General features: G+C 34.1%; 13 protein-coding genes. 11 read left to right on the top strand and 2 right to left on the bottom strand.

Features of this window, described 5'->3' with window-relative positions:
• The first annotated feature begins 514 nt into the window (after positions 1-514).
• The 5 genes from AWV75_RS16700 (at position 515) to AWV75_RS16680 (ending at position 4,032) form a co-directional block, all read left to right on the top strand.
• Positions 515-1,096, top strand: coding sequence for a non-canonical purine NTP diphosphatase (locus AWV75_RS16700; RefSeq protein WP_060875449.1), 582 nt, complete (start codon positions 515-517; stop codon positions 1,094-1,096).
• Between the two features lie 349 nt (positions 1,097-1,445).
• Positions 1,446-2,033, top strand: coding sequence for a peptide deformylase (gene def / locus AWV75_RS16695; protein WP_002992275.1), 588 nt, complete (start codon positions 1,446-1,448; stop codon positions 2,031-2,033).
• A gap of 57 nt (positions 2,034-2,090) precedes the next feature.
• A complete protein-coding gene (locus tag AWV75_RS16690) occupies positions 2,091-2,504 on the top strand; it encodes a DUF5606 family protein (RefSeq protein ID WP_002992276.1) in 414 nt (137 codons plus the stop codon).
• 74 nt (positions 2,505-2,578) lie between these two features.
• A complete protein-coding gene (gene mazG / locus AWV75_RS16685; protein WP_060875448.1) occupies positions 2,579-3,361 on the top strand; it encodes a nucleoside triphosphate pyrophosphohydrolase in 783 nt (260 codons plus the stop codon).
• A gap of 11 nt (positions 3,362-3,372) precedes the next feature.
• Positions 3,373-4,032, top strand: a complete 660-nt coding sequence (locus AWV75_RS16680) for a hypothetical protein (RefSeq protein ID WP_060875464.1) — start codon at positions 3,373-3,375, stop codon at positions 4,030-4,032.
• A gap of 379 nt (positions 4,033-4,411) precedes the next feature.
• Here the strand turns inward: AWV75_RS16680 and AWV75_RS16675 are convergent, their stop codons facing one another.
• Positions 4,412-4,771: a hypothetical protein gene (locus AWV75_RS16675; protein ID WP_060875447.1), complete on the bottom strand. Its 360-nt coding sequence runs from the start codon at positions 4,769-4,771 to the stop codon at positions 4,412-4,414.
• A 107-nt stretch (positions 4,772-4,878) separates the two neighbouring features.
• Entirely contained in the window at positions 4,879-6,993 is a 2,115-nt protein-coding gene (locus AWV75_RS16670; protein ID WP_060875446.1) for a TonB-dependent receptor domain-containing protein, read from the bottom strand.
• 287 nt (positions 6,994-7,280) lie between these two features.
• Between AWV75_RS16670 and bcp the strand changes: the two genes are divergently transcribed.
• The 6 genes from bcp to AWV75_RS16640 all read left to right on the top strand — a co-directional run bounded on the left by bcp (position 7,281) and on the right by AWV75_RS16640 (position 11,432).
• Complete coding sequence (gene bcp / locus AWV75_RS16665) at positions 7,281-7,736, top strand: thioredoxin-dependent thiol peroxidase (protein ID WP_060875445.1); 456 nt, start codon at positions 7,281-7,283, stop codon at positions 7,734-7,736.
• A gap of 46 nt (positions 7,737-7,782) precedes the next feature.
• Positions 7,783-8,772, top strand: coding sequence for a DUF2157 domain-containing protein (locus tag AWV75_RS16660; RefSeq protein ID WP_060875444.1), 990 nt, complete (start codon positions 7,783-7,785; stop codon positions 8,770-8,772).
• On the top strand, positions 8,762-9,865 hold the full coding sequence (locus tag AWV75_RS16655; RefSeq protein WP_060875443.1) for a DUF4401 domain-containing protein: 1,104 nt from the start codon (positions 8,762-8,764) through the stop codon (positions 9,863-9,865). The genes AWV75_RS16660 and AWV75_RS16655 overlap by 11 nt, the downstream gene beginning before the upstream one ends.
• Positions 9,855-10,364: a GDYXXLXY domain-containing protein gene (locus AWV75_RS16650; protein ID WP_060875442.1), complete on the top strand. Its 510-nt coding sequence runs from the start codon at positions 9,855-9,857 to the stop codon at positions 10,362-10,364. The genes AWV75_RS16655 and AWV75_RS16650 overlap by 11 nt, the downstream gene beginning before the upstream one ends.
• Positions 10,365-10,381: 17 nt before the next feature.
• Positions 10,382-10,864: an META domain-containing protein gene (locus tag AWV75_RS16645; protein WP_060875441.1), complete on the top strand. Its 483-nt coding sequence runs from the start codon at positions 10,382-10,384 to the stop codon at positions 10,862-10,864.
• Positions 10,865-10,970: 106 nt separating this feature from the next.
• Positions 10,971-11,432, top strand: a complete 462-nt coding sequence (locus AWV75_RS16640; protein WP_060875440.1) for a copper resistance protein NlpE — start codon at positions 10,971-10,973, stop codon at positions 11,430-11,432.
• Positions 11,433-12,173: the final 741 nt, after the last annotated feature.

The raw sequence follows: 12,173 nt of genomic DNA, 5'->3' as shown, positions 1-12,173 counted from the left end.
GGTGGTGAGAGGAGAAGGTGAAAAGATGTGGACTATACAAACGGTTCACAGTGAACTGTCAACTGTTAACTGTTAACTCTGTCAACCACACCATTGAGAATAATAAATAAAAAAGGAGTTGTATACAACTCCTTTTTTTATTCCCTTAACCCATAACCAATTGAGTGAACATTATCAACGGTTGAGTTCTGATTTCATCCGTTTGAGTATTCTTTTGACTAGTATTCGCTGATTTAGAAGTACTATTGTATCAGGTTAAAACTTGTGAAGGGAAACAACAAACGCTTATTTATACGTATGAGATTCTATTTTTGATATAAAATGGTTGAGTTAAAATTTTATCAGAATCTCTTATCAAATAAGATGTAAAATTTTCTTTTACTAGGTTAGTAATTGATAAGGTGAATGAGGAGAACAAACTTGTAATGAGTTTGTTCTTTTTTTTTGTACTCATTCAAGAAGAAAGTCTCCTTTTCATTTTGTAATTTTGGCTACTCAACTTAAATAAAGTGCAATGAAACTCATATTTGCTTCAAACAATAAAAATAAAATCAAAGAAATTAAAAATCAAGTACCCGATTCAATAGAAATATTGAGTCTAGAAGATATTGGTTGTATGGTGGATATACCAGAAACGGCAGATACCATAGAAGGGAATGCCTTACTAAAGGCAAATTACATCAAAAGACACTATGGCTTCAATTGTTTTGCAGATGACTCAGGATTAGAAGTAGATGCTTTAGCAGGTGCACCAGGCGTGTATTCGGCACGATATGCTGGAGAGGATAAAAATGATCAAGCAAACAATGCAAAATTACTACGTGAATTAGAAGGAAAAACCAATAGAAAAGCAAATTTTAAAACGGTGATTGCCTTACATTACAATGGAGAAGAACACTTATTTACAGGAATTGTTGAAGGTGAGATTCTAAAAGAAGAACAAGGAGAAGGAGGTTTTGGCTACGATCCTTTGTTTCAAGCTACGGGTATGACAAAATCCTTTGCAGCATTAACCCTAGAGGAAAAAAATGCAGTAAGCCACAGGGGAAAAGCGGTAAGTCAGCTTGTCGCATTTCTAAAAGACAAAGAACTATAACATCTACTGATACCAAAGCTTTCTATTGCGGAAAGCTTTTTCTGATTTAGTTTGGCCCGGAGAGAGAAAAGTAGGGAGGATTTATTTTTTTAGAAAAAAAGAGGAAAGCAAGTGAAGTGCAAATGAAATGTAGAAGGAAATACAATAATAGATCCTTTAAAAAATTAATAATCAGTGTATTAATTGAGATATCAATAGTTTCATACCAAACTATTTCTCTTCTTAGGACTAAAAGATAGGCCAATAAGGTAGAAAGTTAAATCGAAAAAAGTTTTGTAGTCTGCTAGAATACTATAAATTTGACTAATTTTGCAATCGTTTTAATCAATAAAGTTACAAAAGAACAACTATGATACTATCTATTGTTGGTTATGGAGATCCTGTTTTACGCAAAGTAGGAGAAGACATAACAAAAGATTATCCAAATCTAGATGAATTAATTGCTAATATGTACGATACGATGTATTCGGCTAGTGGGGTAGGATTAGCAGCTCCTCAAGTGGGATTGCCTATTCGTCTATTCGTAGTTGATTGTGCTCCATTTGCAGAGATTGAAGATAATACACCAGAAGAGAAAGAGTTTTTAACGAAGTATAAAAGAACATTCATCAATGCTAAAATAATTAAGGAAGAAGGAGAAGAGTGGGCATTTAATGAAGGATGTTTAAGTATTCCAGATGTACATGAACTTGTTGTACGTAAAGAACAGATTACAATTGAATACTGCGATGAAAATTTCACGAAATACACAGAAACAATCAATGGATTGGCAGCACGTGTAATTCAACATGAATACGATCACATTGAAGGAATTCTGTTTACAGATAAATTATCAAGCCTTAAAAAGAAATTAATTGCGAAGCGATTGAAGAATATTATGGAAGGTAAAGTGTTTACAGACTATAAAATGAAATTTGCTGCTAAAAAAGGTAGATAAAAAATTGGAAATTAAGAAGTAATTAAGATATTTGTTACAAAAGAAAAATTTTAGAAAATGAGTTTAGAAAAAGTATTAGCTATTTCTGGTAAGCCAGGATTATTTGAGTTAATTGTTCAAACACGCACAGGATTTATTGCAGAATCATTAGTTGACGGGAAAAGAAGCACAGTAGGATTAAAAAACAACGTTAGTTTATTATCTGAAATCTCAATATATACGCACGAAGGAGAAATTAAACTTTTTGACGTATTTAAAAATATCGCAACAAAGGAAAACAATGGAGAGGCTATTTCTCACAAAGCTTCTGATCCAGAATTAGTTGCTTACTTCCAAGAAGTATTGCCAAACTATGATTCAGAGCGCGTTTACAATTCAGATATTAAAAAAGTATTGAACTGGTATAATATCGTACAAAAAAGAGGATTAATTCAAGAGGCTTTTCAAGAAGCAGTTGAAGAAAGCAAATAAGAAAAAAGAATAGATAAAAAGCTCGTTATACAACGAGCTTTTTTATTTTTACAAGGAAAATAATACAATTCGCTATGCATACACAACAAGAAAAATTAGAAGCTATTGGACGTTTGTTAACCATTATGGATGAGTTAAGGGTTGAATGTCCATGGGATAAGAAACAAACCTTTGAGTCGTTGCGTTCTTTGACCATTGAAGAAGTCTATGAATTAGCGGATAGTATCTCGGTTGGAGACGCAACAGAAATGCAAGGGGAGTTAGGAGATTTGTTGATGCACATTGTATTTTATGCTAAAATAGGAAGTGAACAAGGATTATTTGATGTGAAAACAATTGCGGATGGCATTTGTGAGAAACTTATTTATAGACATCCTCATATATACGGAGATACCAAAGTAGAAAACGAACAAGAAGTGCTACAAAATTGGGAGCAACTTAAATTGAAAGCGGGACGAAAATCAGTATTAGAAGGTGTGCCCACCAGTTTACCTGCGATAATCAAAGCATTGCGTATGCAGGAGAAAGCAAGTGGCATTGGTTTTGATTGGAGTGATAAAATGGAGGTATGGGCGAAAGTAGAAGAGGAAATACAAGAATTCAAAGCAGAAGAAGCGGCGGGTAATCAGGCTTTGATGGAAAAGGAATTCGGAGATATTTTATTTTCTTTAGTTAACTATGCTCGCTTTGTAGGTATAGATCCTGAACATGCGTTGAGTCAGACAAACCACAAGTTTTTGACGCGGTTCCAAACGATGGAACAGCTGATCCAAGAAGAAAATAAAGCCTTGTCTCAGATGAATTTGGAAGAAATGGACGTATATTGGGAACAAGCAAAAAAGTTAACGCAAAAATAAAGACGGACATCATGAAGAATAAAATAAATCACTGCTTTAGTTTTGGATGGAGTATTGCTTTTATCCTTTGTTCTTTTGCGACCTATGGACAGCGTATTCAACAAGATATTTTTAATGATTTAGTTTATAAAGCAGATCAGTATAACGCTAAACTGAAGAGAAATATTTTTGATGACTTGACCTTTACTGATTCAAATCATAACACCCTCAAATTTAATAAAGCCTATTTGGAAAAGAAGATGGGACCTAATTACAATGAGCTGGATGTTAAATCTATGTTTTTTCAAGATTTAATACTGGATTATATGCAGATTAGTGGGTATGAAGCTACCTATGGTATTGATATTTTAGGAAAATTGACGATTGAAGATAATCGTGGAAAAAAAATAACAGCGAAAGAAGATATTTTCGGAATCCTCCAAGTAAAAAATGAAGGAGAGCAAAAGTCCTGGGATATTCAAACCGATTTTTCTGGAGATATGACGTTTAAAGGAAGTAATAAGTCAGCTACCTTAACGAAGAATTTATCTGGAAGTCGTGTGTATACAGATAGTAATAATACAAAAATAGAAGTACCTGTACTCGTTTGGGAACGTTTAGTCAAGAAGAACCAAACAGAATATGGTGCATTTATTCAATTAATAGAACAATTTTTGTTGTTGCCTTTATAGCGTTCCTACTAATTATTGTGCTTTTTTGAGTAAAGTTTATGGGTATAGTGTTAAAGTGAAGTTTATAATTTGATTTATATTATTTTATTTATATTTTTTAGTAAAACTATTTTAAGACTTTGACATTCAGTTTATTTGAACTACTTTGCAACTCAAAATAAAACGCAAGTTCCCCACTTCAAGAAGACGCCTTCGAACAAGAAGGGTGTAAAAGGGATCTTAAAAATAAACAACAATACTGTTGGAAATCAAATAAGACAAGTAGCCACGTCTAGATTTTATGGTAAAAAAAGCCAACTCATTGAGTTGGCTTTTTCATTTCGTGATAAATCGTAAGTCGTGTATTTTACAATTCTCGATTTATATTTAAGGTACTAAATTAATTAAGGGGTATTATTTCAAGACATTTGGTTCTTGACATTTCTTGAGGTTCGCTTACAGGAACACTCCATCCTGTCCCATTAGACCAATTAAGAAGAGGATAGTAATTGAAACTATTTTTAAAGTTTTCTGATTCTGTTACAGCAGCATCATAAGTACCATAAAAATACTTTTCATGATGTTCTGCAGAACCACTAACAGCTTTGAAGTTTTGGTAATATACAGCATCAAAGCTAAGGAGATAACATTTTTGTGTAAATGTAATTTGTTCGGATTTATCTTCTCCTTTGATCTCACCATTATTTGCAAAAACGCCAAGAGATAAGATTAATGCTAATCCTAATGTTAATTTTTTCATAAAAAAGTTTTAAAATTGATTAACACAAGTATATGAAATGTTGATTAATTTAAAAAACAAAAATACATTTGTTAACAAAATAAACAGTTTTGCTGTAGTTTTTGAATTTACCATTTATAATTAAACGATAAAGTTGCAATCCTACTATCTAAGTCGTATTTCTGTTTCACCTTCGAATCGAAGTTATCACCAATAATTGTGAAGTTATTGGTTTTTAATACATCAGTTAGTGCTAGTTTAATGCTACCCTTCTCCTTGAAGACACTCTTAGAAGCTCCAATTGTTAGATCAAAGTAAGCATCTCTTTTGTATAAGCCAATATTCGATTTAGAAAAATACTGTGCATTAATTTCGGCTTTTATTCCTTTTGAAAAAGTAAAGCTATTTTGAGCATTCAGTGTAAAAGCAACTTGCTTGCTGTCAATGGTCGTTTCTTGATAGGTTCCTTTGTATTGGTTGTTAAACAAGTTAAACATACTGCTTAAGGTCCAAAAATCTGTGGGATTAGCAGTGGCAGTTACAGTAGCACCATAATGGTAAGATTTACTCAGATTCTCTAGCGTTTTAACCATAATCGTTTGATTCTGTTCATAGGAATATACTTGCGTCATGACATCATGGGTCTGACTAAAATAAATTGAAGCAATCAAATATTTACTCCAGCTATATCCGACCTCTGTGGCATGTGTAATTTCGGGTCTGACGTTTACATTTCCTTGCCAATAATTGAAAGGATCGTTGTAAAAACGGAAGGGATTCAAGTCAAAATGACTCGGTCTGTTGATGCGTTTACTATAGGAAGCATAGTAGCTATGCGCCTGATCAGTCTCATATTTAATGGAAGCACTGGGAAATAATTTATTGTAATCCATTTGATGGTGCTCCGCTGTCGTTTTTTGGTTGATGGTGCGATCTGTATATTCATTGCGTAGCCCAACTTGAATTTGCCAATGATCCCAAGTGGCTTTATAATTGGCATATAGGGCGTGAATTTGCTCCTTGTAATCGTAGTGATTGGTTGTAATCGGATCAATTGCCCATTGGTTGTTTTCCTCTATTTCATAGACAGAAGGATTGTCGTTGGTTTTTACCGTCGATTTCCAACCCGTTTCTAACGTGTGATTGTCCCAAAGAGGAATTGTAAAATCTAATTTTCCATTGAAAACGCGCAACGTTGAAGGAATCTTTCCTCGTCGGTTGGGATAAGCATCCGCAGTAGCTACTCGCGTTTCTTGGAGCTGCGTTTGGAGTGACCTAAATTTAGATTGTTCATATTCAATATCAAAATCTAAACGCGTTCCTTCTTCTGCAAATTGATGCGTTCCATGTACGCTATAGGTATAGTCATACCAATGTTCGTCGTTGTAATTATCTGTGGCAATGGATGAATACAGAGTTGAAATAGGGGTGTAAACATCGCTAATCCCTTTGGATTTGTTTTCATAACGCCCAATTTTAGCATCAAACAAGATACCTATAGATGTTTTAGCGTTGAATTGATAGTCGGTTCCCCATTTAAAATTATTGGATGTCAAGGGTTCACTCGTTTTGTAGTGTTGCATGGTTTGACGAGTAAGTAGGGAAGAAGCATCAAAAAAATCTTGATCAAAGGTTTTGCGTTCTTCCTCGCCTCTAAAAGTATAGCTGTAATCCGCAAATACACTCCAACCTTTGTGGTTGTAGTTGATGTTCATCCCTGTATTCATGCGGTTTTTCCTTCCTCGTCCAACACTAGTATAAACACTGCCATTCAATCCCTCAAGCACGCTTTTCTTCAATACAATATTGATGATACCCGCATTACCCGTTGCGTCGTATTTGGCCGAGGGATTGGCAATGATTTCAATATTTTTTACTGCACTTGAATTAGTAGAGCGTAGTAAATTGGCTAATTCTTTGGAAGACAAGGAACTCAATTTACCATTAATCATCACACTCACTCCTTTTTTTCCACGAAGTGACAATTCTCCTTCTTGAGAAACAACAACGCCGGGCGCACGACCCAGTACTTCTAAAATAGTACTACCTTCAGATAGGCTACTATTTTCTACATTAAATACCATTTTATCCGCTTTCTGTTGAAAAACAGGTTGGTTGACGCGGATAAAAACTTCACCAAGATCGGTGGGTAGGATTTGATATAAACTGTCTAACTGCGCTTCGGTTTGTGCGAACATGGACAAACTAGAACAAGACAGCATAAGGAGATAGATGCGATTCATAACTAGAATAAGATCGATTAAAAGTCTTTTAGAATATTATTTAGACTTATTAAAAATAAAATACATAGTTCGCAAATATAGAATTATTTAGAATGATTTTAATTAAATACTTATTTTTTTTATAAGGGGGTGATTTTTATGTGAGTAAGTGATTGTAAGAAAGAAATAATAGAAGACTAGAAGAAAAAATACCCGTTGAAAATAAGTTAAAGTAGAAGAGACGATCGAAAATGATTGACCTAAGTAAAAAAAAAGTAATTTTACTATTCACAAAAAATTAAAATAAAATGACACATTTAAAAGTTGGTGATCAAGCGCCAAATTTTGTTGGTATAGATCAAGCCGGAGTAAAACATCAATTAAGTGATTACAAAGGAAAGAAGTTAGTGGTCTTTTTTTACCCTAAAGCAAGTACCCCAGGATGTACTTGGGAGGTGTGTAATTTGAGAGACAATTATCAAGAACTAAAAGCACAAGGCTATGAATTACTTGGCGTGAGTGCTGATTCTGCGGAAAGACAGCAGAAGTTTATAACTAAAAATAAGTTGCCTTTTCCTTTGCTAGCAGACGAAAGCAAAGAAGTACTTCATGCCTTTGGTGTTTGGGGACCTAAAAAGTTTATGGGTAGAACCTATGATGGAATTCACCGTATGACTTTTGTAATCAATGAAGAGGGAGTGCTTAGTCAAATTATTGACAAGGTAAAAACAAAAGATCACGCTGCTCAAATCTTAGCATCCTAGTACAAAGTGCGTATAAACACACTTTTTGGGGGATAATAAATTGTATATGAAAGAAAAAGAAAAGAAAGTAACAAAGCATGAATTGTTCTTACTCCAAGAACATTCATCAATAGAAGAACAACACTTTAAAACGCTGTATCAAACCTATGGTTTAGCTTCTGCTCAACAATGGAAGGAGTTTGGGTATTATGCCCTGCTCATTTGCGGTATTGGTTTTTTGGTGAGTGGTATGCTGTTCTTCTTTGCCTTTAATTGGGATCAGATGACAGCGAGTGTTAAGTTCGCTCTGATTGGATTGGGTATCTTAATCAGTGCCTATGGAGCGATAACGACGCGTGTCAAAGAGGCAATCAATAAAATTAGCCTCGTAGCAACTTCCGTATTAATAGGGGTATTACTGGCTGTTTTTGGGCAAACCTATCAAACAGGAGCCAATGCTTATGATTTATTTTTAACCTGGTTGATGGTAGTTACTCCACTAACGCTTGTAAGTCAATCTACGTATCAATGGTTGTTTTTTAGCATTTTAGCCAATACAACATTGATATTAGCCTTAGTACAAGTACTACAGGTTGATTCTGTTTTTTTGGGAGTTATTTATTTAATCCTGATAAATTTCGCGCTTTTACTGCTTCCGCAAATTAAAAGATTGCATCCACAGTTTCAAATTGGCAATTTATATAAACAGGTGCAATGCATCGCTATTTACGTATTAGCAACTATCGGATTTAGTTTGTGGCTCTTCAGTCATGAAGCAAATTATAGAGAAACTGAGCTAGAGGGGAATGTAATCGCCTTAGTACTTGCACTAATACTAATTGGCGGTGGCCTAGTAATGGGGTGGATACAAAAACAGATTTTCTTGTTTTCTTATGCTTTAATTGCAGCAGTATGCTGTGGATTAATGATTTGGATGAAAATATTTAAGGATGCAGCAGAAGGACTGCTCGTTTACATGTTGTATGCTATAGGAGCAATCTTCTTCATTATTAAATTGGTGTCGAATAAATCAAAAGCGTGGAAAGATGAAAAATAGTTCGTGGAAAGACTTGCTTTTTCAAGTAGAAGAACAAGGTGTTCGTGTTGAGGAGCAATTAGCCAGTCGTATAGCGGAGGAAAACTCCATGAAGTATATCTTTTTGAAAGTGGTTGCTATTTTAGGAAGTTTATTAGCCATGGGATTTTTCTTTGGTTTTTTGTTTCTTACCATTGGTGATTCACTAGGATATATTAGTTTTCTACTCTTTGCAGTAGTGCTTTATGCTTTGAGTTTTATTGGCAATAAAAAGACAGAACCCGCTTTGAGAGATGGGGTATTTGTTGCTACGTATATTAGTGCATTTGTTTGCGTAATTGCGGCTTGTATTGATTTTGGTTGGAGCGAGAATAATAATCTTCTCTGTGTAATTATATTGAGTTTTGCTGGATTTATGTTATTCAAAAGCAAGATTATCCAGTTCTTATCTATTATTGGCTTGTATTATGGTGTGGTATATTACCTCGGCTTACTACATTTAGGCTATGGAGCACTCCTGTTGTTTTGGCTGCTTTTAGTTGGTCTGTACGTTTTGTTTGATAAAGAAGTCGAGCTGAAAACAAAATACTCGTTCTGGTCACAGCGATATAGTGCCATGCTACATGCTTTATTCCTTATTTTTTTCTTTGAAATCATTCAGGATAATATCACTTTGATTGATCCTGCCAATTGGATCAACCGTTCTAGATATTTTGACTATCATGAAGTGGGGCACAAGATCTATTTAGGTTTTGCCGGAATTGTATTGCTTGTTTTAACCTATTGGACAGTGAAGCAAATTGGGCAACGAGTAACTCTGTCTAAACCCATGCTTATCACTGGAATAGCAAGTGTTTTAATCTTGGGAATGGCCTTTTTAATGCATGGTTTTGGTATGCCTTTAGTGATTAGTTTTTTCTTATTGGTATGGTCTTTTCAGTTTCGCTTTTACAAAGGAATCGTACTGGCTATTTGTACATTGCTTTTCTCTTTAGGTGCATACTACTACTATTTAAATGTAAGCCTGCTTATTAAATCTCTAATCTTAATGGGCTGCGGTCTGTTCTTTTTAGGGCTATTTGTAATTTATAATCAATGGAACCGTGAAAAATAAAAGAAATAGTGTCATTGCAGTTACCTTAGTGGTATTCGCTGTGTTTTTCCTACGCGCTGTCTTGCAAAAAGAAGAAACCATTCAAGAAGGAAAATTCGTATTATTGCCCTTAGCTCCAGTTGACCCGCGTTCCTTAATACAGGGCGATTATATGCAATTGAATTACGCCCTCAACAATGAATTGCGTGAATCAACCCGCAATAAAGATGAAATACACAAACGCGGTTATGTGATTCTAACCTTGGATGAGCAAAATAGAGGTACTTTTAAAGCCATTAGTACAGCTTTGCCTAAACTAGAAGGGGAGGAAGCAATTGTGGCCGTAAAATACTTCAATTGGGATGGATTTAGTCTAGCTGTTGGAGCAGAGAGCTACTTTTTTCAAGAAGGAAAAGATACGTTATATGAACAAGCTAAATTTGGTGGACTTCGTGTAGATCAAAATGGAAATAGCGTTTTAGTTGGCTTGTATAAGGAGAATTTAGAGCGAATTGAATAGACGACAAAGCAATGCACATGAAAAAAATAATTAAACTTATCGGGATAACTTTTGTTGTTTTAGCGGTGGGATGTAAAAGTCAAACTAGGCAAAAAGACGCCATTGTATTGAAACAAGAACAAGCAAGTACAATACATCAATTAGAAGGAACTTGGGAATTAATAGATTTTAAAACGGCAACAACTAAGGGGGAAACCGTGAGTGATTTGTTTCCATTAAAAGCTCCTTTTTTTGTTGTTAATTTGAAAGACAGCAAGATTTATGGTGAAGATGGATGTAATTTACAACAAGGAACAATCAAAGCATTAGGAGCCTCAACGCTTGATCTTGAGCCAGGAATTACACCATTTCAAACGTATTGTGAGGAAGTGGAATCTATGGCTTATAAAATAGCATTCTGGAAAACAAAAGAATATCAATTCGATAATAATCTATTGCTATTGAAATCGGAAGATCATCAAACGGTACTAACATATAAAAGAATAGAAAATCAACAGTAGTTTTACAATAATTTGGATTAATTGCTTTTTATTAAGATAAATGGAGTTCGAATATTGAAAATAAGTTGTAAATTTGATGTATAAAACTATTAAAAAAAATTTCACGATGAAAAGAAGAAATTTAGCTGTGTTAACAGTAGTAGCAATGAGTGTTTTAACGCTTACAAGCTGTAAAAAAGAGGTAAAAGAAACAACAGAACCAACGGCAGTTGAAGAAGTAACTCCAACAGAAGTAATGGCTGATAATTCAAAAACTTCATTAGATTGGGCAGGTACATATAAGGGAACTATCCCATGTGCAGATTGTCCAGGAATCGATGAAACAATCGTACTGAACGAGGATGGAACTTTCAAATTAGTGGACCATTATCAAGATAGAAAAGATGGACATTTTGAAGAAGAAGGAAAGTATGAATGGGATACAACAGGGAATAAAATTACACTTATATTGAAAGATGGAAGTAAAAAACAGGCAGCAGTACACGAAGGAAGTTTATTGCTTTTGGATCAAGAAGGAAATGAAATTACAGGAAATTTAGCTGAAAATTATCGCTTGAAAAAACAATAAGACAGACTAAAAATCTAACATCTAAAAGGATGAGAATCGAATTCTCATCCTTTTTTTTTGTGCTTATTTGGATGGTTTAGGAGTTAATCTAAGCTTAAAAATAAGAAAGTAACAGAAAGGTAAAAGGTAGCAATAGGGCTATAAAAAGGCCTGAATGAGAAGGAAGTCATCGCGTATTTTTTAGCTTATCACAAGCAGAAAATAGAAAGAATAAAACTTTTTTTGATGTACTAAATAGGGAAAAAAAGAAAAATATTCAAGGGTTAAAAATAAAAAACAAGGGGAATTAAAAGGTGAGGGTAGCTGCCTTTTAGCATACTAAAACAGCAGATGGAACAAGAAGGGTTAAAAGTAATTTGTCCTTATTTAGCAACCTTTAGTTTTAGTTTTGTTTTTGCGTAACTTTACTGATTTAGAAATTGTGATATAGTGGTGAAGTAAGGCTTTTAGACTGTTTTTAAGACTTATTTGATGTATAACTTTTTGTTATGGGTTGTAAAAATTAGTTGTAATTCGTTTGTTTTTAATATATTGTGTATTTTGTGTTGCATCTTTACTTTACGTTGAATCTAACTTGCTTGAAGTGGTTTTCTAGAGACGAGGTTTGCTTGTTTTTTCTGATTTTGATTTAGTCAAAATACAGTAGGGGTCTTTACTTAAATGATAACTTTAATATAATTTAGGACTAATTCTGAGAAAAATGTCGTTTTATTCTAGTGGATTTTGTTTGTTTAAGAGGTC

Source organism: Myroides odoratus (assembly GCF_001549985.1).
In the GTDB taxonomy this organism is placed as follows: Bacteria; Bacteroidota; Bacteroidia; order Flavobacteriales; family Flavobacteriaceae; genus Flavobacterium; species Flavobacterium odoratum_A.
The sequence above is the reverse complement of the archived record's forward strand: the minus strand, read 5'-3'. Positions and strand labels throughout refer to the sequence as shown.